This window comes from Nocardia sp. NPDC049526, assembly GCF_044465765.1.
Taxonomy (GTDB): Bacteria; Actinomycetota; Actinomycetes; order Mycobacteriales; family Mycobacteriaceae; genus Nocardia.
The window spans coordinates 579,149-605,796 of record NZ_JBITMA010000001.1 but is presented as its reverse complement, the minus strand read 5'-3'; the positions used below and the strand labels follow the sequence as shown (position 1 = coordinate 605,796).

The 26,648-nt window shown below is 62.7% G+C and carries 26 protein-coding genes; 15 read left to right on the top strand and 11 right to left on the bottom strand.

Annotated elements, in window-relative coordinates; translation table 11 throughout:
* Positions 1 to 380 precede the first annotated feature (380 nt).
* Complete coding sequence (locus tag ACIBW7_RS02705; RefSeq protein WP_397043386.1) at positions 381 to 2,363, bottom strand: hypothetical protein; 1,983 nt, start codon at positions 2,361 to 2,363, stop codon at positions 381 to 383.
* Positions 2,364 to 2,434: 71 nt separating this feature from the next.
* A complete protein-coding gene (locus tag ACIBW7_RS02700) occupies positions 2,435 to 3,310 on the bottom strand; it encodes a hypothetical protein (RefSeq protein ID WP_397043384.1) in 876 nt (291 codons plus the stop codon).
* Positions 3,311 to 3,483: 173 nt separating this feature from the next.
* Here ACIBW7_RS02700 and ACIBW7_RS02695 point away from each other — a divergent pair, with 173 nt between their 5' ends.
* The gene (locus ACIBW7_RS02695; protein ID WP_397043382.1) at positions 3,484 to 4,164 is read left to right on the top strand and encodes an NUDIX domain-containing protein; all 681 of its coding nucleotides are present in this window, start codon (positions 3,484 to 3,486) and stop codon (positions 4,162 to 4,164) included.
* Between the two features lie 542 nt (positions 4,165 to 4,706).
* On the opposite strand, the gene ACIBW7_RS02690 is transcribed toward ACIBW7_RS02695, so the two are convergent.
* Entirely contained in the window at positions 4,707 to 5,075 is a 369-nt protein-coding gene (locus ACIBW7_RS02690; protein ID WP_397043380.1) for a DUF397 domain-containing protein, read from the bottom strand.
* 9 nt (positions 5,076 to 5,084) lie between these two features.
* The gene (locus ACIBW7_RS02685) at positions 5,085 to 5,990 is read right to left on the bottom strand and encodes a helix-turn-helix domain-containing protein (RefSeq protein ID WP_397043378.1); all 906 of its coding nucleotides are present in this window, start codon (positions 5,988 to 5,990) and stop codon (positions 5,085 to 5,087) included.
* 116 nt (positions 5,991 to 6,106) lie between these two features.
* Here ACIBW7_RS02685 and ACIBW7_RS02680 point away from each other — a divergent pair, with 116 nt between their 5' ends.
* The 6 genes from ACIBW7_RS02680 (at position 6,107) to ACIBW7_RS02655 (ending at position 11,749) form a co-directional block, all read left to right on the top strand.
* Entirely contained in the window at positions 6,107 to 6,397 is a 291-nt protein-coding gene (locus tag ACIBW7_RS02680) for a hypothetical protein (protein WP_397043376.1), read from the top strand.
* A gap of 346 nt (positions 6,398 to 6,743) precedes the next feature.
* Positions 6,744 to 7,034, top strand: a complete 291-nt coding sequence (locus tag ACIBW7_RS02675; RefSeq protein ID WP_397043374.1) for a hypothetical protein — start codon at positions 6,744 to 6,746, stop codon at positions 7,032 to 7,034.
* Positions 7,035 to 7,037: 3 nt separating this feature from the next.
* Complete coding sequence (locus ACIBW7_RS02670) at positions 7,038 to 7,529, top strand: DUF4254 domain-containing protein (RefSeq protein WP_397043372.1); 492 nt, start codon at positions 7,038 to 7,040, stop codon at positions 7,527 to 7,529.
* A complete protein-coding gene (locus ACIBW7_RS02665; protein WP_397043370.1) occupies positions 7,526 to 7,966 on the top strand; it encodes a DUF4254 domain-containing protein in 441 nt (146 codons plus the stop codon). Before ACIBW7_RS02670 ends, ACIBW7_RS02665 begins: the two co-directional genes overlap by 4 nt.
* Positions 7,967 to 8,952: 986 nt before the next feature.
* The gene (locus ACIBW7_RS02660) at positions 8,953 to 9,426 is read left to right on the top strand and encodes a DUF4254 domain-containing protein (protein WP_397043369.1); all 474 of its coding nucleotides are present in this window, start codon (positions 8,953 to 8,955) and stop codon (positions 9,424 to 9,426) included.
* 427 nt (positions 9,427 to 9,853) lie between these two features.
* Positions 9,854 to 11,749, top strand: coding sequence for a PQQ-binding-like beta-propeller repeat protein (locus tag ACIBW7_RS02655; RefSeq protein WP_397043367.1), 1,896 nt, complete (start codon positions 9,854 to 9,856; stop codon positions 11,747 to 11,749).
* Positions 11,750 to 11,849: 100 nt separating this feature from the next.
* Here the strand turns inward: ACIBW7_RS02655 and ACIBW7_RS02650 are convergent, their stop codons facing one another.
* Both ACIBW7_RS02650 and ACIBW7_RS02645 read right to left on the bottom strand, forming a co-directional pair.
* Positions 11,850 to 12,608 carry an ESX secretion-associated protein EspG gene (locus tag ACIBW7_RS02650; protein WP_397043366.1) on the bottom strand — a complete coding sequence of 253 codons (759 nt, stop codon included), beginning with the start codon at positions 12,606 to 12,608 and terminating at the stop codon, positions 11,850 to 11,852.
* Entirely contained in the window at positions 12,608 to 14,263 is a 1,656-nt protein-coding gene (locus tag ACIBW7_RS02645) for a hypothetical protein (RefSeq protein ID WP_397043365.1), read from the bottom strand. Before ACIBW7_RS02645 ends, ACIBW7_RS02650 begins: the two co-directional genes overlap by 1 nt.
* Before the next feature lie 215 nt (positions 14,264 to 14,478).
* Here ACIBW7_RS02645 and ACIBW7_RS02640 point away from each other — a divergent pair, with 215 nt between their 5' ends.
* Positions 14,479 to 14,877, top strand: coding sequence for a hypothetical protein (locus ACIBW7_RS02640; RefSeq protein ID WP_397043363.1), 399 nt, complete (start codon positions 14,479 to 14,481; stop codon positions 14,875 to 14,877).
* Complete coding sequence (locus ACIBW7_RS02635) at positions 14,874 to 15,479, top strand: DUF3558 domain-containing protein (protein WP_397043361.1); 606 nt, start codon at positions 14,874 to 14,876, stop codon at positions 15,477 to 15,479. Before ACIBW7_RS02640 ends, ACIBW7_RS02635 begins: the two co-directional genes overlap by 4 nt.
* A 14-nt stretch (positions 15,480 to 15,493) precedes the next feature.
* Here the strand turns inward: ACIBW7_RS02635 and ACIBW7_RS02630 are convergent, their stop codons facing one another.
* The 3 genes from ACIBW7_RS02630 to ACIBW7_RS02620 all read right to left on the bottom strand — a co-directional run bounded on the left by ACIBW7_RS02630 (position 15,494) and on the right by ACIBW7_RS02620 (position 18,904).
* Complete coding sequence (locus ACIBW7_RS02630) at positions 15,494 to 16,180, bottom strand: hypothetical protein (RefSeq protein ID WP_397043359.1); 687 nt, start codon at positions 16,178 to 16,180, stop codon at positions 15,494 to 15,496.
* An 88-nt stretch (positions 16,181 to 16,268) separates the two neighbouring features.
* On the bottom strand, positions 16,269 to 18,575 hold the full coding sequence (locus tag ACIBW7_RS02625) for a hypothetical protein (RefSeq protein ID WP_397043357.1): 2,307 nt from the start codon (positions 18,573 to 18,575) through the stop codon (positions 16,269 to 16,271).
* A gap of 8 nt (positions 18,576 to 18,583) precedes the next feature.
* Entirely contained in the window at positions 18,584 to 18,904 is a 321-nt protein-coding gene (locus ACIBW7_RS02620; protein ID WP_397043356.1) for a hypothetical protein, read from the bottom strand.
* A 429-nt stretch (positions 18,905 to 19,333) separates the two neighbouring features.
* Here ACIBW7_RS02620 and ACIBW7_RS02615 point away from each other — a divergent pair, with 429 nt between their 5' ends.
* The 6 genes from ACIBW7_RS02615 to ACIBW7_RS02590 all read left to right on the top strand — a co-directional run bounded on the left by ACIBW7_RS02615 (position 19,334) and on the right by ACIBW7_RS02590 (position 24,253).
* Positions 19,334 to 20,422: an ADP-ribosylglycohydrolase family protein gene (locus tag ACIBW7_RS02615; protein WP_397043353.1), complete on the top strand. Its 1,089-nt coding sequence runs from the start codon at positions 19,334 to 19,336 to the stop codon at positions 20,420 to 20,422.
* Between the two features lie 118 nt (positions 20,423 to 20,540).
* Complete coding sequence (locus ACIBW7_RS02610; RefSeq protein WP_397043351.1) at positions 20,541 to 21,476, top strand: ADP-ribosylglycohydrolase family protein; 936 nt, start codon at positions 20,541 to 20,543, stop codon at positions 21,474 to 21,476.
* 410 nt (positions 21,477 to 21,886) lie between these two features.
* Positions 21,887 to 22,177 carry a WXG100 family type VII secretion target gene (locus ACIBW7_RS02605; protein WP_397043349.1) on the top strand — a complete coding sequence of 97 codons (291 nt, stop codon included), beginning with the start codon at positions 21,887 to 21,889 and terminating at the stop codon, positions 22,175 to 22,177.
* A gap of 34 nt (positions 22,178 to 22,211) precedes the next feature.
* On the top strand, positions 22,212 to 22,502 hold the full coding sequence (locus ACIBW7_RS02600) for a WXG100 family type VII secretion target (RefSeq protein WP_397043347.1): 291 nt from the start codon (positions 22,212 to 22,214) through the stop codon (positions 22,500 to 22,502).
* A 197-nt stretch (positions 22,503 to 22,699) separates the two neighbouring features.
* Positions 22,700 to 23,956 carry a hypothetical protein gene (locus ACIBW7_RS02595; protein ID WP_397043345.1) on the top strand — a complete coding sequence of 419 codons (1,257 nt, stop codon included), beginning with the start codon at positions 22,700 to 22,702 and terminating at the stop codon, positions 23,954 to 23,956.
* A gap of 9 nt (positions 23,957 to 23,965) precedes the next feature.
* Positions 23,966 to 24,253, top strand: a complete 288-nt coding sequence (locus ACIBW7_RS02590) for a hypothetical protein (RefSeq protein ID WP_397043343.1) — start codon at positions 23,966 to 23,968, stop codon at positions 24,251 to 24,253.
* Between the two features lie 588 nt (positions 24,254 to 24,841).
* On the opposite strand, the gene ACIBW7_RS02585 is transcribed toward ACIBW7_RS02590, so the two are convergent.
* A complete protein-coding gene (locus tag ACIBW7_RS02585; RefSeq protein ID WP_397043342.1) occupies positions 24,842 to 26,233 on the bottom strand; it encodes a caspase family protein in 1,392 nt (463 codons plus the stop codon).
* Entirely contained in the window at positions 26,226 to 26,627 is a 402-nt protein-coding gene (locus tag ACIBW7_RS02580; protein ID WP_397043341.1) for a hypothetical protein, read from the bottom strand. Before ACIBW7_RS02580 ends, ACIBW7_RS02585 begins: the two co-directional genes overlap by 8 nt.
* Between the last annotated feature and the right edge of the window lie 21 nt (positions 26,628 to 26,648).

Sequence of the window (26,648 nt, the reverse complement as noted above, 5' to 3'; positions counted from 1 at the left end):
GTGCGGCTGTGGTGGCCGTTCGACGAACGCGACAATCAGCTGGATGCGACGCGTGCCATGCACGCTGGGAATGTCGTAGCGGCGACCGAGGCAGAATCTCGGGCGGGCCTCGCTTCCGAACAACCAGACGAATCGTCCGATCACGTTGGGAACGACAGCTTTCGCAGTGTTTCCTCCGTCCCGTCGAAGTTGGTGTCAGGTTCGGTCCCCTGCACTGCGGCCAACACTCGGGCGGCGACGAGACTCCGGTCGTTGGCGGCACACGAGGACTGGCAGGGCGGGCAGCTGTTCGCGGGTGCGCTGGTCCATGCGGGCCTTGCGGTGATCTACAAATGGCCAATGACATCGCGGGAACGCCATCTTCGACCCCTGAGATCAGGTCAGCGGAGGATTATCCGGCCAGAGTTCTTCCCTGCCCCGGAATCATCACCTGAAGAAGATCTCGTGCACCAGTTTCGTGCCCATCGCTGTTTGCGCTCCCGGTCACGGGCGATCCATTCCCGGCCCTCGGTCGCCACCGCCTCCAGAATCTGCAGGGCGCTGTCGAACCCAGACGTCTGCACAGACGCCGCGTCCCCCGGCTCGTCGTCCTCTCCGGTCCGGTGATCGCCTGTCGGTCGGGGATTTTCCTTGACTTCGGCGATGCACGTGCCGTTGAGCAAGGTCAGCCGAAACACCCGTCCGCTGAGGTTGTCGACTGAAGGGCGTCCGTCGGCCAGGAAGGTACGAACGCCTTTCTCCACCACGGATGCCGATGCCACAGCATCGTAAGTGCACATCTGACGTTGCTCGTTGCGCACATCACCGGTCGCGAGGCTCAGATACGTCCGCGTGGTACGCATTCCGTATGGAGTGAGCAGGAAGATATAGACCAGATAAGCCTCGTACCGCGGCGGCCCGTTGGTGACTCTTCCCTTGCGCGCGTAGGGAGCTCGTCCGGTCAGCACTACGTGCGTCACCAGGTCACGCTCGCGAAGATTCGCTCGCCGCAGCGCGTCGTCCTTGAGGTAGGCCTTGTCCAAGGCCAGCCAGTGCGCCATCTCCGCATCGCTTGGGCGGTCGGCCAGAACCTGGACCCATCGGTGATACTGTGCCGACTCTTCGGCAAGCAGGACCTCAGCATCATGATCGAGCAGACTCTGTGCCCGGGAGACAGAGACGATGCGAGCGATGCCACGGATACCCCACCAGCCGCCTGCCGCAAGGAAAAACGCCACGAACTGGCCGGCGACTGCCAACGGGGCCAGTCCGGTCGCCCACACCATTACGCCGATGATCCGGAGGTTTGATGCTCGGTGCGCTTCGGGCGGTTCAGCCGGTGGGTGGTCGTACTGTTGGCGGGCTCGCACGCCATGCAACATGATCAGCCATTTCAGCTCACCAGGGTGAACTTCGTCGTCGTTGAACTGATGCTGCAGCCTACGTTTGAGATAGGCTCGATAGCCCGCCGTGATTTCCCATAGGCCACCGGGCGCCACCTGCCGAAAGCACTGGTCGACCAGTGTGTCGAACTTCGTTTCCGGCTCAAAAGGCTGCGGCGGCTGGAAATTCCCCCCCACGCTCTCGGCGCGGCGCACATCGGTCTGCCACACGGTCGTGTAGCGCAACGCCATGTAACCGCCCGCCGCGATCAACGCCAGCCCGACCACGGTGGTGGCACTGATCCCATCAACCAGCAGGAACACGATCGCCAATGCCATTGCCACAGAGCCGAGGATGGAGTCCCGCCAGTCGGTGGCGGTGGATCGAAGCGGCGGTGTCAGCCACTTCATGGGCTGTCGAGGATTGGCTTCGAAGAACTTCCATGCGCGCTCGACGCGGTCACCGCTCATCCGTTCCACCGCGATCTGGTACTTGCGCTCACCGGTAAGTCGCTCCTGCACAGCACCGCTGAGAATCAGGTTCAAGTGCCTGTCGATCTCGTCCTGCCGATCCACGGTCAGCGTGCCAAACGTCCCTAGCGCGCCTGTGAGTTCCTGCGCGGCGGTCCCGTCGCCGAATTCCGCATGGGCGCAGCGCAGTAGCGTGTCGACGACGTCGAGTGCATCCCTCCATTCGTCTCTAGGGAGTCCGGAGGCCGTACTCATGGCGTTGTGGATCTCGTTGGATAGCTCAGCGGTGATCTCGGTGAACGAGCGGTCGCTGAGTATCGAAAGAACGTAGAGGTAGGCGCGTTCGGTAGTGGTGTGGCCGTTCGCGAGCAGACTGTGGAGGATTTCTTCGGCCCGGCGGGGGTTGCCGCTGTCGAGGTGTGCTTTGGCGACTTTGTGCTGGCGCTCCGGCGGATCGCCGGGCAGGGTGGTATAGAACGTCGAATTGTGCAGGACGGAATCGACGAATTGCGTGCCGATCTGTTGCTCCACGTGTGCGTCGCCCGTCGCTGACACGTGGCTGTTCACCGACACCTCGGTCGGCGTGAGGCCGGGGTCCCCAATCACCTCTGCCCCCAGTTGAACTGGACGCCGATTTGCTTGTCGACCTTGGCGTGGTCACGTGCGATCACCTTGTTCTTGATCGTGGGCAAGGTCGGAGCGAGTGATGTGGGAGTCGATGCCGTTGGGTTGGGTTCCGGATCGAGGGAGGCCGCCAGTGCAATGGCAAACGCAGCGGCATTCCGCGCAGCGATGGACTGACCGCCAGCGCGGTCCGCGCTCGCCTTCATTCCATCCGCGTGGTCACTGATACCGCGGACGACCATGGCAGGCACTTGATCGGCGAGGGCCGCCGCATGTGCGAACCCGGAACCCTCCATTTCCACGGCGATCGCGTCGTTGTAGGACGCGTGGATCCGGCGAGCGAGCTCTGACCTGGAGGAGTTCAGCACCACATCTCCCACTGCGATCGGTTCGAAGTACACCTGCGGCGAGGCCGTGCTCGCATGCTTGGGAAGCAAACTGTGCCAACCATTGCCCCTACATAGCCGGCGGGCCAGCTGGTCGAGTCGGTGTGAGAGCTCCCAGGAACGTGGCCGCACCAGAAACGCATCATCTTCGCTGCGTCCGCCCTGGTAGGAGTAAACCTTGGTGGCCACAACGACGTCGCCGATGGCCAGCTTGTCACGCAAGCCACCGGCGATTCCGACGAATATCATTGCGGCGGGCGCGAATTCGGCTCGGGCGCGTTCGGTGAGCGCGGCCGCGGTGGTGGTACCAGCGCCGGTGAGGCCCACGACAACACGATGCCCGGGGTGCCCGGCGATGGTGCCCACATCGAACAACGTGCCCTTGTCGTGCTCGTACACCTTGATGTCGACCAGATGCTCCAGCACGGCGTCCTGCTCGACGCCAAGAGCGGTCAGAATCACGATCATTGTTTCTCCCCAACGTGATCGGAACGGAGCGTCAGTCGAGACCTCCGTTCAGTGACGCTAGTCACCGAGGCAAGTTTACGTCAATATGACGTAAAATGGCGTGCGGAGAGGAGACAAATATGGCCGAACGGATCTGGCGCGCAACCGAAGTCGCCATCGCGGTCGACCTCGCCGTGCTCACCGTGCGGGACGACACTCTGCAAATCCTTCTGGTGGAACGCGGAACTCCGCCGTGGCAAGGTTTCCAGGCCCTGCCCGGCGGCTTCCTCGACGACAACCGCGAGGACCTGGACGCGGCGGCAGAACGCGAACTGGCCGAGGAGACTGGCCTGGACCTCGGCCGCACACATCTCGAGCAGCTCCGCACCTATGGCTCACCGAACCGCGATCCACGCAGACGTGTGGTGACCGTCTGCTACCTCGCGTTCGTTCCCGACCTTCCAGCACCCGAAGCGGGTGGTGATGCGCGAACCGCAGCGTGGACACCCGTCGAATCTGTGCTGAACGCCCACACCGAACTGGCCTTCGACCACGGACGAATCGTCGCCGACGCGGTCGAGCGAGCCAGAAGCAAACTCGAGTACACCACGCTCGCCACCAGGTTCTGCCCATCGGAATTCACCGTCGCCGAGTTACGCAAGGTGTACGAGATCGTCTGGGGCCAGCCCCTTGACCAGCGGAATTTCCACCGAAAAATTACCGGCACGGAAGGTATGCTAATCCCCACCGGCGAGCAGACAAACCGCCACGGCGGCCGCCCTGCTGCGCTTTACCGCTGCGGCCCCGCAGCCATTCTGTATCCGGCGATACTACGCACAACTACACAATCCAGCTTGAACAGAATCTGTCCATGATCCGGCCCTGTCCGACTTTCAGAAAAGCAAGTGAATGGAGCCGAAATCGTTTAACGCCCACGCTTCCCGCACAGCGACCGAGTCGTCCCGATCCGCCTGTGTTAGTTCTCTTTCAACGAAGCACGGTAGGACAGGCCGCCATAAGTCGCCTAAGACCGCCATCGCGAAAAAGACCTAGCCGCGCCCGCCGGGCCGCCAGCCACGTCCCCGCCCACCTCGGGTCGATCGACTGACTGTCGACGTCGACCACGCGCCTTCCCAAGACCTCAGCACGTAGCAACCTCTTCCGGTGCGGCTGCTGCTCAAGGGCGACCTACAAGGTATTGCTGACCCGGGGTATGCGAGGCGTGGTCATCTTCGCAGACGATCCCGCCACACAGGAATTGATTACCGACCTTGTAGATCTCCTCGCATCACCGTAGCTGGATCAGCGATGCATGTGGCCGCCGTCCCGCTTATTCAGCTCGGCCACAGCACAATCCATCACCACCGGCCAGGTCTACCAGCATCGAACCGTGCGAGTGCAGTTGCACTAGCGGTGATCAGGCCGCGGCTGCAAATTCGCCGTCCCCGACTCCTGCCGTAAACGCGATCCACTCGGCAGCCGTGAAGGTAAGCGTGGTGCCATCCTCAGCGGCAATGCTCACCTCACATAATCCATGACGGGTGATGGCAGGAAGACCGGCCGGAATCTTGGCATCGTTCTGAACTGCGGCGTTGAGGAACGTATCCCAGTGCTTCGCAGGTATCTCGATGACCGGCTCGGCTGCGAGGTCATTGGCGGGATTCCGCCTGTACTTGCTATCGCGGATGAACACCGATCGGCCGCCGAAAGCGACTTCGACACACTGGCCGCCGTTCGTTCCGCTGTAGCTCGAGGTCCGCCACACCAGGCGGTCCTGGGAAGTCATTCCATACTCCTACGCTCGCTTGAGACGATCCAGGCGCCCGCGGATTACCTGGACGGACTCCTCACTCGGCAAAGCCAGAGATCGGAGTCGATCTGCAATCATTTTATACATCTCGACCTGGTCCTGATCCTGCACGTAAAGGGCGCCCGTCTGATACTCGATGTAGCCGAGACTCAGCGCTTCGTCGAAGTTCAGGAGCGTGAAATCGCCGTCGAGACCGACATGAACAGCCGTACTGGTTGGCATGACGCGAAGTTCGACGTTCTCGCGTTCCATCAGCTCGAGCAGATGCTGAAGTTGCTCGGCCATGACCGCCGACCCGCCGACCAGCCTGTCGAGCGTGTGCTCCTCGATGACCGCCTGAAGACGCAGAGGATCGGTCTCGTTGGCTAAACGCTGTCGCGCCATGCGAGCCCGAATCGCCTGGGGCAGATCCAACGGCGCGATCTGGAGACCACCGCTGAGCAGCGCGGTCGCGTAACCCTCGGTCTGAAGCTGACCGGTCAGGGTCATTGCCTGATAGGTGAATTGGCTCGTAGCCAAGCCTTCGAGACCGACGAACGCCTTGAACCAGTTCGGCAGAACCTCACTGAAGGGTGCCCACCACGTCGCTTGGTCCGCTCGGCCAGCAAGAGATGCGATGCGGTCAATCTGATCGACATCCGCTCCGTAAAGCCGCATCAACTTCGCGGACTCATCCGGCTGTTGCTGATACTTGCCGGTCTCCATGTTGTTGATCTTCGGTTGAGTGCAGCCAAGCTCCTTAGCAGCATCCGCCTGGCTGACCCCGGCACGCAATCGCGCGGATCGCAGCTCGTGTCCGATCAGGAAGCGTAGCGCTGACGGGTCCGAGCGGCTGACGGTCACTCCCGGGTCCTCCTGCGATCCAAAGTCGTGCGACTCAGTATTCACCACAGCTTGAAGGCTACTCATCCGAGCACTCATAAGCACTTGTATGTGCTTATATATTTGCTTATGGTCGATGCAGGGCGGTTCGACCGCGAAACAACGACCGGGAACAGGGATCAGCTATGACCGTTCTCCACGATTTGAAGCTGCTACGCAGCGATCGCACCGCACACCACGCCCGTAGCGCCGGCGATGGCGGCTGGGTCGTCAGCTACCTGCCAGGGCGGATACTCACCGAACGTCAAGCTGTTGCCGCACTCCTTGCTGCGGAGGAACTTTCGGTGATTCAACAGTGCGTCCAACCACTTGGCCTGACCGCGCTCGAGCTAACGGGTATGGCGGCAACGGAGTGCACCTGGCCGCCGCCGAAGCGATCGCAATCTATCCGCTACTTGACGGAGATTTCCCGATGATGCATGGGCGGGCAGTGCCGCGCGCTTCGGGTATCGCGGTGCTCAGTAACCAGGCAGCGCGTGAGCGGTGTGATCTTGCGGAGCAGGCGTGGAAGCCGATCCGGCCGCGGACGGTGCCGCTTTTGGTGGTCGGTGAACAGCAGAGCCGTCATCGGAAGGCGCGGTGATGTTCGAGCGCTGCCACAGCGTGGCCGAGGTCGCCCACGTGTATCGCGGGTTGGGGTTCGCAGTGTCGTGTGCGTTCGAGCGTGTTTCGGTGATTGCCACTCCAGCTTTGGGTGCGGTGGCGATGCCCGCGGGTCTAGGCAGGCACGTGCGCGAGGTACTTCTCGAGGAGACCCGGTGCGTGTCAATGCCGATCATCAGCTACTCACGACCGAATCGCGACTGGGTCTTCCTCGTCGGTCCGGCGTGGGGCGGCAGGCTCGGCGTGCACACGCTGGCCCAATTAGAGGAACGCGGTGTGCAGATCCTCGCGTCCGGCGAACGAGTCTGGCTTCCAATGACCGATCATCCGACCGGATGGTTCTGGGTGTCGCAGCCCTCGACTGCGCATTCGTTGCCGTCACGTACCAGCGTGGTCTCCGCTGCTCGTCGGCTCCTCAGCCCGGTCCGGTCTTCTGTGGTGTGGCGGTGAGCTGTGCACAGCATTCCAGATCCGGCTGGGAGCGCAAGAGTCTCGGGCAGTTGCGAACCCGGCGCGGTAGCGCTGTTCCCCTCGGGTGAGGCGCTGTTGTCGGCGATCCGGGGGCATCACGTAGGAGTCCATCCACTGGCGAAGCTGGCGCACGACTTCGGTGTCATTTACCAGCGGCGCTTGGCCATGTTCGGCAGTGAATGTCATTGCCGTAGAGATGAACTCGCGCTCGCGGTGGATGTGTGGGTTACCGATCACTTGCCGATCCCGCGGCCCGGGGCGAGCATGCACACCGAGACATTGGGAGCGGTGATAGCCCGGTTGGCTGAAGCCCAGGTTCACGCCTACCACCTGTTGATGACCATCGATCCTGCCGACCCCGCCGTGCACGCGGCCTGGTCCCGGCTCGCGGAACTGGTCGATGGTTATACCGATCTGACCACCGACATCGCGCGGCGGGCGCGGCGACTTCCAGCCCTGGGAGATCACTGGTGACCTTCGCCGGACTCCCCGACAAACATGCCGTGCTCGCCGCCTGCCGGGGGCTCCCCACCATGACCGACCATCCCATGCTGGACGCGGCCGGGAAACTCGCGATACTGCATCAGACCCGCGAACACACGCCGCTGCGCGCACTCGAGCACATCGACCGGCAACGTGCCCGCGTGATGTCGGCAATCGATCAATGGGTGGTGGCGGCCACCCCGATCCCGTTCCCCGCCGCGCGCGTATCCACCCACACCATGGGGCAGGTCATCGACCAGCTCGCGCAGCTGGCCGTGCACACCCATATCGCGCTCGCCACCGCACCGGACGGACTGTTCTACGACGCCTCACTGCAGCTCGCCGAGGCCGCCGACGCGTATCAGGACCTGGCCGACGAACTGTCCTGCGGCATCCGCCGACTGCCACAACACCCCACACGGCAATGAATAGAACTGTCCCCCAAAGTATTCCGCCCACCATCGCCGATCGTCCCACGAAAGGGAGTGCATTGCCCCATGTTCAATGACCGGTACTGCAACAGGACACGCACCCGGCACAACTTCCACACCAGCCCCGCATCGGCGCGGTTCGCCCTCCGCCTGAACTGGCGACGCTGGATCCAATCACATCCACCACAAACGCCCACTACCTCGCACCGCACACACCCTCGCTATCACCAGCCCACACCGACCCATGGCGCAACCGGCTGTAGCCATGTTCGGCTGCACGCCGACTGCGGGCGCGCGCAATTCGACGGCGACAACCGATTAGTCAGCGTGACCTGCCCCGCCGTGCTCTGCGGCTCAGTCCCGGTGTCCGACAACCAGATCGGCGAACACCGCACATGGGACGCCCAACCATGCCAGTGGATCGGAGCGCACATCATCGACGACAACGCGGCAGCAGTACGGGCCGTGTCGTGAAAACCTCGACACCATTCGAACCCGACGATGAGGCGCATCTGACCGACTGCCTCACAGACCCCGGTCCGCTCACCGACGACGACGCGATACGCGCCATGAGCATCCACCGCCGCTGCCCACCCCAATGCCTAGTTCTCGGGCGGGCGCTGGACACCCTCAGTACCGCCATATACCTCGATCACCACCCCACATGCCCAGTCCAACGCGCCAACCCGACGCAACCATCCGCGACCACTCCCCTGCGATCGGCACGATCCAACGAACTGGATCACCACCTCGCCTGCCAACTCCGGAAACTCCAAGCACACATCGGGAGACGAAATGATCACCCCAACAGCGATCTTCGCGCACCCACAAAGCCAAGACCAGCGCTGGCTCATTCTGAATACTGCAAGCGCCCAGGCAACCGCGATTCCGCAGGACCGTCGACAAGAACCGCGGCGGTCACCGCGAGCCGGGGGTTCGGTGACCGCAGGTTCCGGACAGCCGGCCCACGCGGTGAGGCAGGCATGAGGACACCGCTGCCGTCCAAAGACATGATCTTGCAGGCCTGCGCTGGAACAGTGGCCATCGCGCATCCGATCCTGCAAGGCGCCTACGAACTGGCCAGCTTGCACGAGGCCCGTCTGGACCAGAGCACCGATATCGGCACGATCGAGCGCGAGCGCAATCGACTGGTGTCCCGAATCGACAGCTGGGTGAGCGCCGATCAGCCGCCAGCCTTTGATGCCGCATATCGGCACACCGAGACAGTCGGCATGGTGATCGACCGGCTCGCTCAGTTCTCGGTCGATGCCCGCGTCGCCGCGCAGGGCACGTCGACACTGGCTTCTCGCTACACCCAGCATCGCCTCACCGAGCTCGCCGTGGCCTACAGCGATCTGTGCTTCGAGATCGCGGCCGGAACGCGCCGCCTGCCGGACTTCTCATTCCCTGTGCTGGAACGAGATCCGACCGAGCCCGATCACAGACGCGGGCTGTAATGGCAAGCCACCCCTACCCACAGAACAGGGATGACATCGAAAGTTGGTGGATCGAATCCGATGCCGCCTTCTGTACTCTTCCTCGCAGATCAGCAGATTGGGGGCAGCATGGATCGTGGCGAATATCGACTCGAGTCGCGAGCCACGATCACCGCGTTCAACGACGCGGGACCTGCAGACCTTACCGAGCTCGATCCGAACGCTATCCCGAGACGAACCTGGCTGTGCGGTCCGATGATCCATGGGCCGAGAGGTATCGGCGACAAGTTGGACGCCCCTTGCGGTCTCGACGAAGTTCGCTCGACTTGAACCGAGATTGGCGCACCGACCTCGTCGCGTTCGCCAGTACGGCCGTGGACTAGTTCCGGTGGCAGGACACCACAACTCAACGACCGTGCTGCGGGGCGTGTACACATGGGGGGACAGAATGAATTCCGACATCACGTCAACAACTAACGGCTCGTCCAGGTGGCTGGCCTGGCTGACGGCGGCTGCCGGTGCCGTCGGTTTCGGTCTTATCGCGGGCGGCACGATCCTTGGGATCTACAGCCGGTTCTTCGCGGCGAAAGTGCAGCTGGACGACCGGATGGTCGACGGTGAGGACGTGTTCGGGTCGTTCCGGCTACCGATCAACGTCGTGCCCGACAGATTCGCGACCACTGCAGCGGTACTCGGCGCACTCATGCTGGTCGTAGCGGCTGGCATTGTTGTCCGAGGATTGCGCGCACGGGAAGGCTCCCCTCGGGCGATCGTGTTAGTGCTCGCTGCGCTTGTCGCCGCGACGGTGACGGCGGTCGTGGCAGCCAAGGCTCACCTGCCAGGCATGTACGGACGCATCCGATTCGAGTACCCGTTCTTCACCCAGTTGCCGACCGCAGTAGCCGCCAACGGGCTCGTGCTCGCCGGTACGGTACTCGTGATCGGCCTTGCCCTACGTCCGGCAGATGTGCACCGGTTGGGTCGGTGGACCGTAGTGGCGTTGGTGTCACTGGGTCTCGTTGCCACTGCAGGGGTGACCGCAGCCGCGATCAGCGCCGGTGACGACGACGCCAACGTCGACCACAACACTGTTGCCGCGGTGGGGGTTCCGGCGTTTCCACAAAGGTTGGGTAGTGAGCGCTACCGGATCCCGATCCCGCTGATGGCCGTCGATCGGTATCCCGACAACGGCTACGACCTTCGCGCCCCGGACATAGCGGTGGCGGGAAACGGTTTCGTGCTCGCCTCGACCCAAGGTCTCACTGCCTACGACGGGCCCACGGGTACGCCACAGTGGCACTACCTGCGCACGAACGCGCAACGCGGCGAGGAACTCGGGGTCGAATACATTCCCGGATCGCTGCGGTCGGTCGACGGCGGCACGGTCGTGCTCGCGCGCTGGGATAACAAGGGCTGGATCGCATTCGACGCGATCACGGGGCAGCTGCTGTGGACCGAGTCCGATTTCACCCGGACTGCCCCTGATCCGAACACCCATGTCATATCGGTGTCGGAAACGAATCCGTGGCACCTACCGCGAGGACACGACTTCCGACCCGGCTCGCAGTTTCTGATACTTGCCAACCGGACGCATGTAGTGCGATACGACGGCCGGGCCGGAACATCGATGTGGTCGGTAGAAGGGTGCAACGATCCCCGCCACGACGTCCTGGTCACCGACAACGCGGTCTATCGGATCGCACGGTGCACGAACGGCAACGAAACCAGCCTCACCACCATCGCACTGGACCCGAAAACCGGTGCGGTGATCAGCACCCGTGAACTTGCCCGGATACCGACCAAGGCCGACGCCACTGTGCTCACCCACACCTTCGCCAACACCATCGTCGTCAGCTGGTCTTCCTATGATGCACACCAATCCGGAACGATCATCCTCGACCGACCCGATCGCCTCGCGACCGTCCCGATCCTTCCAGGCAACACCCCGACGCCGATCGCCGCCGATCCGAACGGCCCTGACGTGCTGACCGAGGTCCGGACACACCCTTACGATTCGGACGCACTGCAAGCGATGGCAATTGACGAAAGCACTGCCAGCTACATGCTTTCCGGCCTCCACGGCCGCTACCCGCTCCCAGGAGCGAAGGACATATTTCTCGCGACCGAACTCGTCGAAGCGACCCTCTACGAAGGAACCGACGGCCAGCCTCATGCCGAGGTCAACTCATGGAGTCGGACCGACGGCACCCCCGTCACCACCTACCCGCTCGACCGCGACAACAACCGATGCGACGGCAGTACACCGATGGCAGTACCAGGCGCCGTCGTCGCGATCTGCTACCGAAGCACCGAGGTTGAACTCATCGGATTCGGAACGTCATGATCTACAGCAGACCGCAGCCGGGGATCACCCGCAGGGCCAAGCCCATCATGGATCGGACAGCCACGATCGCTCGCTCATCGGCTCTGCGCCAGAAGGACAATCAGGATCCGGTCGCGACGCGGCGATGCAGCTCACGAACGATGACGGCGGGAGAACCAGGTGTGACGGTGGTGTCGTTGTCGTTGACGTCGATGAGGTAGCGACCGGCGGCCGGGTGGTCGTTGCGGATGTCGATCCAGCTCAGGTACTCCGGTGGATGCGGCCGTTGACCGTGGGTGTGGCGTTGGATCCGGAAGTGGCCCTCGGCGGTGCGGGGTAGTCGCAGCAGAGTGCGGATGCGTTCTTCGACGGCACGTTCGCCGTTGGGCGCTGGTTTCCATGAGGTCGGCGGCTGTTCGCCACGCACTCGTGGCGTGTAGCCGATCATCGTTTCGGCGGAACCGGGCGGGGACGGCGGCATGGTCGCGGCGATGTGCTTGGCGAGGTGGTGGCGTTGGGTGACAACGAGTTTGATGTCGCCGCCGAAATCTGGGGTTGGTCCGGATTTTTGGAACAAGATGACGCCGAGGTCTGCCCTCGTCGCGCCGAGCGAGCGAACTCGCTTGGGGGAGTTGAGGGATCGGCCTTTGCAGATGATCCGTAGATCAGGATCTGCGAGAACCCGAAGCGGCCCAGTCAGATCGGGATCTGCTCCGCGTGGGTAGCGGGCGCTGATCGCCTGGATCAGCCTCGTGTATTCCTCTGCGGTCGTGGCCGATTCCAGGATGCTGATCGGGTCCGGATAGACATCGAGCCCGGTTTCGGTCCAAATCCACGCGAATTCGTCCGGAGTGAAGGTCCACACCGTCTGGGTCTTCACTACTCGGCGCCCGACCTTCGCTTCTCGGGCTCACCGGCTGGCTGCTCCGTCGCCGCACCGGCATCGTCTGCGCTCCACCCGTATTCGGCGAAGAGATCATCGAGCGAGGGGCCCGTCCCGGAGAACCCAGCCGACTGGCCCGGCTCTGCTTCGGTGTCTAAGGATGCACGGGGTTCCGACGCTGGCAGCGTATTTGCGGCCGGCGCAGGAGCGGCGTCGACCGCGGTTCGCGGCTCGACCGGTTCAGCCTCAACGAAAGTCGGTGTTATCGGTTGCCGAGTGCGGACCGGCGTCGGCGGAACCGCCTCAACGATGGCAAACGGATCCGCTTCGGGGAACCCAGCCTCACCGATCACCTCGACAGGCGTGTCCAACCCCTCGGTCCAATCCGAGGCAACTCCCCGCAGATAGTCGGGAGCGCGGTGCTCACCGTCGCCTTCACCGTCTTTACGTCGGGCACCGGCACCAGGCGCCATCGGCCCGAAAGTGCCCGTCCCAGTCCGAGATGCTGCCGCCGCGCCCGCAGCAGAGCCGACCGCCCCAGAAGCAGCAGCACCAGGTGCTCCTGGAACCGACGAACCCGGGCCACCCACCCGAGGACTCGTGCCGAGACCGCCAAACCCGTTTGCTCCCCTCCCGAGTCCGCTCAGCCCAGCCGCTCCGGGCGAGCCGAAGCCGTTACCGACACCCGCAGGTGTTGTTGTCGTGCTGGGACCGGTGCCCGCCGTCTCCGGTATGCGCACCCCTGCCGGACTCGTACCGGATGGCTGGGTCGCGGTCGGTGACGACGGATCAGACATGGCGTTTTGCGGTGCCGTAGCGCTATCAGCCCCGGACGGATCTCCAGACGTGCCAGGGCCCGCTCCAGTGCTTCCGGGACTGGTGCCATTGTTCGCGCCGACGACGCCGGGGTCCCCATTCGCCCCGATCTGCGGAACCGTCGCATACGTCGGCACCCCAGATCCCGCCGGAGGAAAGGTCTCCTTATACACACTGTTCAGCGCCCTGATGGCCGCTTGCCGGGCCTCTTCCCGCGCGTTATCGACCTGATCGGAATACTCAGGATTGATCAGGCCCGGCAGCACCGACTGCGCAGGATTATCCGGATCGAGTCCATCTACTACTGACGACGGCGGAGCCGGGACGGCGATGCGCACAGCCTCAGCAGCCCACGCGAGGGAATCCAGGCGCTGGCTCATCGTCTCGAACACCCGCCCCACCTGGTTGGCAACCGCCGAGTACTGCTGCGACGCGCTCTGGGCAGCTGACCCGCTCGCGCCCTGCCAGCCCCCGTTGCCGAAGACCCGGTTCAGCCCCATCAGGTTGAACGTGGACAGGTTCGCCAGTTCGGAGAACGCCTCGAACCACGTCCTACGCAATGTTTGCAGGCCCGACGCGTCCAAACCGCCTTCACCTGTGCCATCACCGTGGACCGCGGCGTACATCGCTTCCAGCGTCATGCCCTCGAAATGCTCTTCGGTGTTGACGTAATCCGGGTCAGCGCCTGCGCCCAAGTCGCTGAGTTCCGCGTCATCGCGTCGTGCTCGTGATTGCGAATCGGCTGACCTCTGTGTAGCAACCTGTACGTCGCGCTGGTCCAACAGATCCTGAAGACCGGGAATCGACGCCGTGGATGGCTTGTCCTGATCACCCATCGTGGTCATTCCCCCTAGGCATCACCGATCGGTCCGTTCGGAGCCTAACACGGCCACTACCAGCAGATCTTCCCTCTTGACGCTCAATGCTGATCCCTCCCAAGGCATTCGGCAGATGCGCTCGCCGACCACAGCCATCAGAGCGAACGTCAGGCGAACGAACCCGATGTCGGCTCGTGTAATCTTCTTCGGAAGCCAGCAGAGTGGGGGCAGCGGTGAGCACGACGAACATCGACTACGGGCAAGCCCAGATCAAAGCCTTCAACGAGGCGGCAGCCGCAGGCGAAATCGCATTCGATCCGCAGGCAGTCCACGAAGCGGTCCGGCTGTACGGCCAGATGATCATCGGACTGCAGAAGGTCCGCCAGAAGCTAACCCTGGCAAAAGACGCGAAAGGGTTCGGCGGCTTCACTTCTGGGCAGCAACTGCAAGCTGGCTTCGTGAACAAGGCCGCCGACGGGATCGAGGTGATCAACCAGTTGATCGATGGAGCGATGCGGCTGCAGGAGGCATACCTGCGCGCCGGGCGGCTCATCTCCGAGGCCGATCAGGTCAGCGCGGATAGGCTCAAGATCATGGGTGATGCGGCAGGGGTGGGTGGCGGTATCCAATGAAGCACACCAGCATCGGAGTGTCGCTGGCGTTGATCGGCCTCATTGCCGCCGGTTGTTCAGGTCGCGACAGCGCGAGCGAACCGACGGACACGACCACATCGACCGCAGCGAAACCAAGCATCGCCGCATCGGTGAAACCCGCTCCGGATCAACCCCCTAACTCCCGCAGTCCGGTGAAGTTCGATCCGTGTTTCGAGATCGGTGACGACGCTGTCGTCAAGGCCGGGTTCGTCCCGAAAACCCGTGAACGCGCCGATCAGGTTCATGACGGCTACGCGTTCATCAGCTGCACTTTCGAACGCCAGGAGGACGTGCACGGCCAGATGGGCGCTGTGGGTTCCTTGACGATTTCTTCGACCAACGTGACTCTCGACGAGTTCCGGAAGCGTGAAGGCAACGCAGCAACGGAGATAAAGGTCAATGGCCGCGAGGCGATTACCTACCGTGAGCCGGCATCAGAGGCATGCTTCGTCGTCATGACCGGCCCGGATGCGACGATTGACGTGTCAGTGAGCAGCACTCTAGCGCTCACGCACTGGAATGCGTGCGATCACGCCCAGGAGATCGCAGCAATCGTCGAGTCAGCCTTGCCCGCCAAATAGCTCGCCCCCTCGTTTCACGAGGAAGGCCCGATCCATTCCGGATAGTGTTTCGCCAGCGGCTCCGGCGGCATCGTGGCACCGGGCGCGACTTCGTAAAAACGCCTGTTCCCTACCCGAATCAGATAGGGAAACTCTTCGCTCCACCAAGTGAAGCAACTGTCCGGAGTCTCGTCCCCGCCCAGGAATTTTACTTTTTTGATCTTCCATGTTCCGAACACATTCCACGCAGGCACTCTGCCGCCGTCAGCTGTGTCGTTTTCCGTAGATTCATCGCGCCGACCGGGTGCCCCGGCGTCGGTCGCGCTGTTTTCAAGAGCGACTCCCTGACAGAAAGTGTGAGCACTGCTTTCCTCTCCAGGGATTGGCTCTGGCCTGGTGTAGAATCGGCACACGACGGCGGAAACTTTATGACTATCGGCAATATAGTTCGTTATATGAAGATATTCTGTTCGACGCTGCTGAGACAGCGTTTCCCATTTTTTGTAGAAGGTTGATTCGATATCATAATTGCCGGGATCGTAGGGCGTTTCAAACGCGGCAGCGTATCCCGGGAACGCTACGTCGATTCCACCGAAGAGCGTGAGATCACCAGACTCAACTGTGGCACGAACCAGTTCCGCCCCCCTACTGAACAGGTCGACGCCCTGATCTGCCGACCATACGTCCGAGTTGATCAGCTCCAGGTTGGTTCGCGTTGGCATGGCGGATGCATGGTTCGCATCGTCACTGGTTGAGCAGCTTGCCGATAGCACTAGCACCGCGATCGCTGCGACGCCAAATCTACGACCGTTACCCATCTTTTCGGACCACGTCGGAGTATCCATTGCGGATCTGATGGCCGTCGCCTCCTCCCATTTGGGTGACCAGCCATTCGAACGCGTCCTTGCGTTGCGGGTCATTTCCGAGTTTGTCTCGCATCTGCTCGTAGTCGAGCAATCTTCCGCTTCCGTCCAACATCCACGACTGCTGCGCAGGGATCTGCGGCAACGAAAGCCCGAGGTCCTGACGTGCCTTGAGGATGGCGTAGTCGTCACGATAGAAATCGACGCCTGACAGGCCAGCAAGCGCGGCGGGACCCGGGCGACCTCCGGTGAATGCGTCCTTCAGCGAGTCCCCGCTGCCGTTGACGAGAGCGTAGGCGAATTTCTCGGTGGTGCTACCGAAACCAGACCCGAAACTGAACGCTGCTTTACCAGCATCGAACCATGCCGATTTCCGCTTGTAGCTCGCTTCCTCTTGCGCATGCTGATCGTCGTATTGGTCCTGAACCTCGATCATGTTGCCCTTGTCGATGAGCCCATGCAGCCTGCCCGCTGTCGACAACCAGCCACCGGCATCGGGGTTCGTCGGGTCTACCCCGAACTTGGTTTCCTGCCGCAGCACTTCAGCCACCGCGGCACCATTGAACAGCTCTCCCGCTTTATCATCGGTGTTCATCAGAGCGAAAATGTTGGCTGATCCGCTGAAACTGTTGTTGCCGTTGGGATCAGCCCAGGACGTGTGGTCCGAACGCAGTAGATTGAAGCCGGGCTTGTCGGGCTGGTCAGCCCCAGCCAGATCCGGCACATACGGTGACATGCTCTTCGATATCGATTGCAGCAGATCTGGATTCAGCTGCCCTGCCGACTGGCCGTCGGTATTGGGAACATTCGACAACAACTTCCACGCCTCGTCGGTGCTGGCTGCCTCAGCTACCGACTGCATGATCCGGCCGGTGCGCATCGCGGACTGCACATCGGCCGGGTTCCCCGGGTCCTCGACGGTGGCGTCTTTGTCCCCGAAGGTGAACAGCGAGGACACCGCTTTCCCATCGTCGGGCCATTGGTGGCTGAGGGCATCGGAAACGAAGTCCTTGCCGTTCGGGCCGGTGACAACCGACTCGACAGCGAGCTTGTCCTGTCCCACGGCGTTGAAGATTCCCTCGGTAATCGCGGAGGTATCGCTTGCACCGTTGCCGTCGACGGTGAACGATGTCAACGCGCTGTGCTGCAACTGTTCATGGTTGACCTGCGCGCCAAGATACTGTCGACCGACATCCAGCAGTTCGCTATCGATCGCGGACCCGTTCCTGAGTTGAGGATCGCTGACTCTGACCATGTTGGCGATGGCCTGGTTGTCGGCCACGCCGTTCAACTCGATGCTGCGGGTTGTTCCATCAGCTGTGTTGTGAAACTGGTTTACCACCAAGTCTTTTCGTGTCAGCGACGTCTGGATCTGCTTGGGGAGTTGGTTCGCGCCGCCGTGTTTCGGTATTGCTGGATCGTTGGTGACACCGGCATTGATCTTCTCGTTCGAGATGATCTGGAATGAATTCGCCAGTGCCCGTTGTCCGTCGGGCGGCAGCTTGGTCATGATTTGTTCGATCTCCTGCGGGCTCTTGCTATCCAGAGACCGACTGATCTGGGTCAAGTACTCCATCTGTGACGCCGGGATCGTCGCTGTGTCGCCACGCTGCAACGCCGCTACCTGCTCCGGCGTCAACTGACCAGCCTCGATCAAGCGCTGCACGCCGTCCGGGCCCAAGCGCATCGGACTGCCCGTCAGGTTCGCCCCGTCCGCCTTACCCTGCTCGACACCGAGCGCGGCCGTGGCAACGAAGGCTGCGCGTAACTCGGCGCGGGCGTTGTTCAGGTCGTCGCGGACCTTACTGTCGGCTTGCACGGTGGAACGGACAGCGTCGTTCAACTCGTCCTGCAGGACCAGAAGTGCCTGCTTGTCCTCGTCAGCGACCGACTTCCCAGGAGGAATGCTCAACGCGAGGGTGTCGGCAATGACATAACCGCGATGAGCCGCTTCGATCAGCGCGCCCCGCGCACGACGCAGTGGAGCATCGATCTCGTCGTACCCCTGTTTGGCGCGCTGCGCGACAGCATTGATCTTGTCGGCGATCGTCTGCATGGTCTTCTGGTCGGCTCGCGCACGGTCCTGCGCCGCGTGAGCACACTGGCCATCCCAGTAAGCACCGTTCACCTTCGTGACGGCGTCGACATATCTGTCGAACAGATGCTCGAGGTCGATGGCGAAAGTGATCCACGAGTCGCCGAGCGCGATCAACTCTGATGGATCAGTGTTCTCGATCCAGCTTTTCGGAGTCATCCCCGCTCCTACGCCGTCCAGTCGCCGGTGGACTTCCGATACAGGTCCATGATGTTGTCCGCGTTGCTCTCGTCGGCGTCCTTGAACTGCTGGGCAATATTGGCCATCACGTCACCGGTCTCGCTCAATCGCTCCTTGAGCGTTGGGATGAGAACCCCCAGAAGTTGTTCGCTCTCGAGCAGCAATGCAGCACCCACGGATTGCAACTGCTCAGGCGAGCTGACCTCAACGGTCCGCTTCGGCTTGACGCCCTCAGCCTCACGGGCCAGGTCGTGCAGCGTGGTTCCGAGCTTCCCCAACTGCTCCAGATCAGCCTTGAACGTAGCCATACGCCCCCCAATTCAACGGTGGAACTGTCCAGCTTGAACCCGCCAGCACCCTACCTCACCCGATATTCGCGAGCACGAACTCACAGGCGCCGCCGAAGTCGAGTCATGGCCATCGGAGGTGGTCCACGCAGGAGCGCTGCCAGCGCAATTGACGTGCCGCCAATCAGATTCTGTTGGCTGACAAGGGATTCGGTCTATGCCCACCGAGATGTCGGAACCGGCCCCCCAGAGGAGACCGGCCAGTTGATTTCAACCGAGCAAACACCAACCAAAAGGTGAGCGCCGCGGCACCCGGGCCCCAAACGGGCAGACACCATCGTCGAGGTTGACGAGGACTACTTCGAGTAGCTCTTCAGGGTTTCCGCCGATTGCGTAGCAGATCCACTCCGCTTGGTCGACAGGTTCACATCGGTGCAAGGATCGGTGGTCGTGCGGGAAGACGAGAAGCTGTTCGACCGGGTGCGTGGGGCAATGTTGGGTGGGGCGGTGGGCGATGCGCTCGGATGGCCGATCGAGTTCTTGCAGTTGGCACAGATCAGGGAGCTCCACGGGGTGGCCGGCGTCACCGACTTCCTGCCTGGCCTGATACCCAATGCGCCGCAACAGATTACCGATGACACCCAGATGACGTTGTTCACCGCCGAAGGCTTGCTGCGTTGTCCGCCGGGTGCGGATCCGGCGCCAGTACTGCGGCGCGCGTATCTGCGCTGGCTGACCACCCAAGAGGAAGCCAAGCCCGCGCCGCAACCCGACGGCTGGTTGGCGGGGCAGCAGTTCCTTTATGCGATGCGCTCGCCGGGCCATGCCTGCACGAGCGGGTTGCGGGTCCAAGCGAAGGAATATCGGGCGCCACATCTACCCGGCGAGCCGGGGCCGGTGAATCCGAATTCGAAGGGATGCGGGACCGTGATGCGGTCAGCACCCTTCGGTCTCGCCGCGCTCGGTCCGCACAAGGCGTTCGACGCCGCGATGCGATGCGCCCAGCTCACCCACGGCCATCCGACCGGCTATCTTGCCGCGGGCGCATTCGCGGCCCTGATCGACAGCGTGCTGTGTGGGGTCGAACTGCCGATCGCCGTGCGCGACATCATCATCCGACTCACCTCGATGCCAGCAGACAGCTCCGAGACGGTGTCCGCCCTTGCCGGTGCGCTGGCGTTCGCTCATCTCGGCCCGCCGACGCCGGAGCGGGTTGAGCAAGTCGGGCAGGGCTGGGTCGCGGAGGAGTGTCTCGCCATCGCCGTCTACTGCGCTCTGTACGCGTTCCGGACCGGCGACGTGCGTGGCGCGCTGCTGCTGTCGGTGAATCATTCCGGCGACTCCGATTCCACCGGTGCGGTGGCCGGCAACCTTATCGGTGCGGTCCACGGATTGTCCGCCCTGCCGCCCGAGTGGGTGTCTGCGGTCGAGGGCCGCGACGAATTGGTCCAGATCGCTGACGATCTCGTCCTGAACTTCTTCTACCGAGACCGTTCCCGCCTCGACACCCGCTATCCGCTCGACACTTCGGTGAACTGAACCGAGCACCAAGCGGCTTCGAGGGTTTCGTTCGCCATCAGCGTGGATCGTCTTCCCCTGGCTATCATCGGACGCAATGCATGTCGACTTGATGCTTGATTCTTTGGATGGACTGTCCGTGGGGGACGCTTTGGGGCAGCAGTTCCCGATCATGCGCCGATCCATCGCAGATCTTCGGGCAGGTAGTCTTCCTGCTGGGCCGTGGGGGTGGACCGACGACACCGAGATGGCCTGTTCTGTGGTTACCGAGCTGTGCAGTCGCGGCGGGATCGACCAGGATCGGCTTGCCACCGCTTTCGCGCGACGCTTCGACCCGGGCCGTGACTACGGCTTCAACGCGGTCGGCACCCTGCACCGAGTCCGCGATGGGGTGCATTGGCGCAAGGCGGCCGCAGCCGCGTACGGTGGCGAGGGTTCCTGTGGCAACGGCGCGGCCATGCGGGTTGCCCCGCTGGGTGCCTTCTATGCCAGCGACCCGGACAAGGTTGTCGCCGAAGCGGTCCGGTCAGCACAGGTGACGCATCTACATCCCGAAGGGATCATCGGCGCCGTCGCGGTCGCACTCGCCGCAGCCCACGCCGCGCATGCCCGCCTCAACGGAACACGGCCCACACCAACCGAATTCATCACCAGCATCCTGGACCGCCTCGACCACAGTGACACGACCCGGCTGATCCGCCGCGCACGCACCCTGCTCGGCGCCCCCGCCGCCGAGGCCGCCAACGAACTCGGCAACGGATCTCGGGTCACCGCCCAGAACACCGTGCCGTTCACGATGTGGGTCGCAGCCACATTCCTGCACGACTACCCGGCTGCAGTCACCACATGTATTGCCGCAGACGGAGATATCGACACCACCAGCGCCATCGTCGGCGGGATCGTCGCCGCCTACACCGGCAACCACACCGTACCGATCGTTGGGATACCTCAGACATGGCTTACCGCACGAGAAGCGCTGCCCCACTGGTGCAACTCGATCGATCGAACCCGCGGGCCCAAGAATTCTGTATTCGGCCGCGCTCGACGATGGCTGTCCGGCGCATCGTCGAGATGACCACGATCGACCGGCCAGGCATCCGCCGCCTGTGATCGTATTCGAGCCCAGGCGGCCGGGATCGGCCTCGGCATCCGCGGCCCGGAAACCCTTCAGCCACTGCCCTACTGTCGCTGGCCGCCACCGTCCCCGGCAGTGGTTCGCAAACGCTCGAGGTCCTCTCGAGGCAGTTGCGGCGACGAACCGACATCCACGGGCGCCGTTGAAGTTTCAGACCTCCGGAATTGTCGTCCTATCCGGCGACTAGCTTGTTCACGAGCGACCCCCGATGCATGGTTCGGATGAAAAGGTCTCTGATGGAACCGAACGTGCGTGGTCCGCGTCTAACCTACTGAGACCAAGACCGACCGACGACTGAGAGAATGTGCATGGCTGAAGGTTCATCAACCGCGGGGACACCGTTTGCGATTGTGCCCGACCATGTTTCCGATGCCGGACAGTATGTGCAGCGGACCGCCCAAACTCTCGTCAACGGTGTGCGATCAGCTGACACCGACGTGCAAGGGCTGATGACGAGCTGGAAAGGCACCGCGGCCAGCGCCTATGCGACGGGGTGGGAGGAGACCCGCGACGGCGCCTTACAGGTGCTCGAGGCCCTGAACACCATGGCCGAACTGCTCGGTGTCGTAGGTATCGAATACACGGCCACCGACACCACCAACGCCGCCGGGCTACGGCAATCCTCCCTGGATCTCCCGTAGCTGATTCCGCCGTAACCGAACAGGACTGTGGCACATGAGGTATCAGGTCGATCTCGACCACCTGGACAACGTGACCGCCCGCATCGGCGGACTCAACGATTTCCTGCGCGAATCCCTACGCGAGATCGATGAACGCATGGACGTGATGCAACAGAGCTGGAACGGCCAGGCCGCCGACAAGCAAGCCGAGGCGCATCGGGAATGGGCGACTGCGGCGCAGGAGGTTCGGGAAGGGATCGAGGCCATGCAGGCCGCAGCCCGCACCGCACACACCGCCTACGGCGACGCTGTCACGGCCAACCTGCGCACCCTGGGGCGCGCGTGACCGCAACTGTTCTCGACGTCGATTCCAGCGTCTACTACGAAGCGGGTGACCGGCTCAAAACGTTGGCCGGTGAATGGTTTTTCGGTGTCGACGCGTTCTGGTCGAAGCTGAACGAATACGGCAATATGACCGGCTCGTATTCCGAGGCGAAGAAGTGGGCCGAGTCCTACGACGCGCGCGCGGCCGAAGCATTGAAAATGGTCAGCGATCTCGCGTACGCGACGTTCAACTACGGCCAAATCCTGATCAACCTGGGGTACAACCACGCGGAAGCCGAATGGACCGCAGCGGGTTCCACCGGGGCCGCTCCGCAAACACCGGCCAAGGCTTTCGCGGGCTATCCGTGCCGTATCCCGCTGCCCTCCGCGGGTGGCCCCGGTAACGGGTTGATCGATGGCGGGGTCAAGCTGGTCGAGGCCATCGGCATCACGGTGCCCGATGGCAACGCCGATCTACTCCAACGCGCCGCCGACACCTGGGCCGCTATCGCCGATGCCGCACCAGTGGCGGGCATGGCCGCGGGCCTAGAACAGGTGGCCGTCCAGTTCGAGGCCATCACCAGCCCCGAAGTGTCGTTCATCGATGAGGACATTCGGGCGCTGAAAGCGGCCGCCGAGACCAGCGTCCGTGTGTTCCGGGAGCTGTCCGGGTCCGCGCGTGACCACCATGACGGCTTGGTCGAAATGCGCGCCAAGATGATCGAACTACTCAAAGAGTTGGGTGAGGAACTGCTCAAAGAGCTGGCGATATCGGTGGCCATCGCGGCCGCGGCATCGGTGGTCACCTTCGGTATCGGCGCGGCGGTGGCATCGGCTCGGGTGGTGTCGATAGCCGCCAAAATGGGCCGCCCAATCCGCATCGTCATCGACGCATTCAAATCCGAACACAACATCGCAAAAGGCGTGAAAACCGAAGAGACCCTTGCCAAACATGCCGACGATGTGAACCGGCTCAAAGGGTTGAAAGCGGACAATTTCAAGGCGCCGCCGCGCGCGGCGCTGACCGCCGAGGACGAAGCGATCCTGCGGCAAGGCGTGAGTGACTCGCGCGGCAATTCACTGACGGCCGCACTCCGCCGCGGTGACGCCACTCCCGAACAGCAACGCCAAGCCGACGCCCTCACCCAAGCATTGAACAAACTCCCCACCCATGAGGGGCCAGTGGTGCGTCACACCAATATGCGCCAAGAACTTATCGACCAATACGTGCCCGGCCAACGGGCGCCCTCAGACCCCGGTTTCATGTCTACGAGCACAAACCCCAAAGGCGCGAACGAATTTATCGTCGATAATTCCAAGGTCGAATTCAATATCCAGAGCAAAACCGGCCGCAATTACAGTCAGTACGGAACGGCGGACGAAGTCCTATTTCCGCCGAATACCCAGTTTCATGTACTCGACAAAACCCCGCCCGATGCAAACGGGCGCGTCGTCATTACCATGATGGAAATCTAGGAGCATCACATGCCTAAGAAAATCGGCGGCAAAATCATCTATACCCCCGAAGAGGCCGAAAACCTGGGGCTGAGAACGCCGTCACCGGAGGAAATCGCACGCGCCCAGGCCATTCTCGACCAATTCCAGAAAGAGCGTGCCGCGGCCGGACCGGCCCCCGAAGGAACCTCACCAGGGTTCGGCGGCCGATTCTCCGACGACTTGGACGGTACCGAATGGGAAGGCTGGACCCTGGACCCGAAAACCGGCCAATGGCGCGACCAGAACGGCAATCCGGTCGATGAGGGCAAGGCGTGACAAGGGAGCCCAGCGTCGAGCGGGGCCGCAGTGGCCGCCTACGCCAGCGCCCTGGATGAGGCCGGAGGCACGGCTCGCGGCCGCATCCGCCGAGGCCAGCCACAACGGCGCGCCATCCGCAGCATCGCGTCCGGCGACCGCCCGCCCACTGCCCCGGCATCGCCTGACCGGCTATCGCGGCGATCGTTGGTCACGTGTACGGGATGCGAACCGTGCTGGGCGGTAACCATTGTCACTGGGTTGAGCTGGTGAACCCGTCTCCGCCGCCTCGGTAAACCACCGAATGTTCACCTCTGCGGGGTATCAGAAACGAGCTGTCGCCATTTCGCTTCAAGTTGATCCATTGGAACAATCGAATTGCAATACTGATCCATTAGCGTTGCCAGTTCTCTGGTATCGGAAAGTGGAATTCCGCAGGATTCTCTCAGGATACTCATCAGTTAAATTTTATGACCCCTAAATTCGCTGGTCGATGCCAAGTAGGACGCGGCGCGAGGAACGCCAGATCCGCTACAACCACGCCGTTGCCGAAATACAACGCGGTTGGCGACGACCTATGCTGATGCCGGAATGATGGCGTATCCCTTGTCATGTCGCCGAAGGGTTTTCGAGGTCGCGGAGTTTAGCGAGCGCCTCGCTCGTCCACGCTCGGCTATCGGCCAGGACCGCGCGGCGATATGACGCCTTCGCAGCCATGAACTCACCGTCACCGGCCAGCAATGTACCGAGCATGACGAGGGCGCGAGGAGCCCACTCGGGATGCCCGCCGCGGGCAGCCTGGTCGTATAACTCCCGTGCCGCCTGTGTTTCCCCCCGCTCAGCGAGAAGATCGGCGAGATGGACCGCTGCAGCCGGCGACCAGGTCGAGTGCGAGGCGCGCAGCGCTTGCCGGAACGCGGTTTCCGCGTCGTCGAGTGCTCCGGTCGCGACAGCCAGCTCACCGAAACGTACCGCTGCTCGCGGCGCCCACTCCGGATGTCCCGATGCGACAACGTAGTTCAAGGCCGACTTCGCTCCAGCAATGTCGCCGTCGGCGTGCAAAATGTTGCCCAGCAGATCGGCCGCCAAGGCACTCCAGTCACCAGCGTTGCTGTCCACCGCCCGTTTGTATGCCTCGCGCGCAACCCACAACTGTCCCGATCGCTCTGCCGCGCGCCCTCGTTCAACTTCTTCCCGCGCCGCGAGAGAGGCTCCCAGCAACGGGCGCGGCCGGCTGACCAGCGCTGGGGTGGGAGCCGGCCCCGGCCCCGCAGCCGACGGAGACTTGGCAAGCGCGATCACGTCAACCGCGGCGGCAAAGCTTCGTTGGGGACGAGAAAGCTGTCGCCGACGCATTCTGTCGGACACATACGTGTATACATCTTCGATGGACAGGTACCCGTCGCCATCACTGTCCTCGGCCTCGGCCGCCAACGCCTCGATGAGGAATCCGGTAAAGGGACTGGTTGTTTCGTCTTTTCCGGCATCCGGGGCAAGCTCCGCACCACGGGACGCGGTCAACACGAACCGTCCCTCACCCGCGAGCCTGCCTGGCATGTTCTCGCCGCCTTTGAAGCTCCCGGAGTAGCAGCAGTCCAGTATGAGGATCTTGGCGCCAGCCGGGGAGGCATCCACAATGGTGCTGATCGCGCTCGTACCGATCGCACTCGACACCAATCGATCGGCCCTGGTGTCAGCGGCACACAGGTGGAGCTCGTCGAACAGATTGAGCTTGCCGTGCCCGCTGTAGTACAGCAGCAGTTGGTCGTCGGGATCGGCGTCCTGGAAGAAGTCCTCGATCCGCCGGAGCACCGCACCGCGGGTCCGATTCGCGAGAATCTCCACGTGCTGAGGATCGTGCAAACCCGTGCGCTCACTGATCAGCACCTCACGCAGTTGCCTGGCGTCTTCACTCGGTCCGCTCAACGGCGGCAACTGATCCGGGTCGCGCGGGAAGTCCCAGTTGGCAATGAGGAGAGCTTTGTGGACACGCTCACCCATCGCCGCAGTTGCGCTCCAACGCCGCGAGCATGATCGATTCGACAGTCGAATCGCCGGTACTGCTGGCATTCAACGCGATCGTCGTCTTCTTCCCCTCGGACTCGATCGTCAGCTTTATCTCCCGTGAACGGTCCCGGCTCAGCCAACTGCGGAAGATCTCGACCGCCGCCGTGATCGCACCCGCGCTACCGAGGGCGATGATCACCTCGTCCAGCGTTCCCTTGCTTCCGTCGGCGCTGCCACCGACTTTGCGGACGGCGCCGATGTTCGCGGCCGAAAGTGAAGTGCTCAGCGTGCTCGCCTGCTTGCGCCATCCGATGTGGTTCGCGTCGTACACCGAGCTGATCGGGTCGACCCGAACCACGATCGTTGCTTGTTCTGACCGGCCGTCCACATCGATCAGCATGACACGCTG

Coding starts and splice junctions, on each gene's coding strand:
- ACIBW7_RS02700 (WP_397043384.1), bottom strand. CDS start 3,310: ATGATCGTGATTCTGACCGCTCTTGGCGTCGAGCAGGACGCCGTGCTG.
- ACIBW7_RS02690 (WP_397043380.1), bottom strand. CDS start 5,075: ATGACTTCCCAGGACCGCCTGGTGTGGCGGACCTCGAGCTACAGCGGA.
- ACIBW7_RS02680 (WP_397043376.1), top strand. CDS start 6,107: ATGACCGTTCTCCACGATTTGAAGCTGCTACGCAGCGATCGCACCGCA.
- ACIBW7_RS02660 (WP_397043369.1), top strand. CDS start 8,953: ATGAGGACACCGCTGCCGTCCAAAGACATGATCTTGCAGGCCTGCGCT.
- ACIBW7_RS02655 (WP_397043367.1), top strand. CDS start 9,854: ATGAATTCCGACATCACGTCAACAACTAACGGCTCGTCCAGGTGGCTG.
- ACIBW7_RS02645 (WP_397043365.1), bottom strand. CDS start 14,263: ATGGGTGATCAGGACAAGCCATCCACGGCGTCGATTCCCGGTCTTCAG.
- ACIBW7_RS02635 (WP_397043361.1), top strand. CDS start 14,874: ATGAAGCACACCAGCATCGGAGTGTCGCTGGCGTTGATCGGCCTCATT.
- ACIBW7_RS02630 (WP_397043359.1), bottom strand. CDS start 16,180: ATGCCAACGCGAACCAACCTGGAGCTGATCAACTCGGACGTATGGTCG.
- ACIBW7_RS02625 (WP_397043357.1), bottom strand. CDS start 18,575: ATGACTCCGAAAAGCTGGATCGAGAACACTGATCCATCAGAGTTGATC.
- ACIBW7_RS02620 (WP_397043356.1), bottom strand. CDS start 18,904: ATGGCTACGTTCAAGGCTGATCTGGAGCAGTTGGGGAAGCTCGGAACC.
- ACIBW7_RS02600 (WP_397043347.1), top strand. CDS start 22,212: ATGAGGTATCAGGTCGATCTCGACCACCTGGACAACGTGACCGCCCGC.
- ACIBW7_RS02595 (WP_397043345.1), top strand. CDS start 22,700: ATGGTCAGCGATCTCGCGTACGCGACGTTCAACTACGGCCAAATCCTG.
- ACIBW7_RS02590 (WP_397043343.1), top strand. CDS start 23,966: ATGCCTAAGAAAATCGGCGGCAAAATCATCTATACCCCCGAAGAGGCC.
- ACIBW7_RS02585 (WP_397043342.1), bottom strand. CDS start 26,233: ATGGGTGAGCGTGTCCACAAAGCTCTCCTCATTGCCAACTGGGACTTC.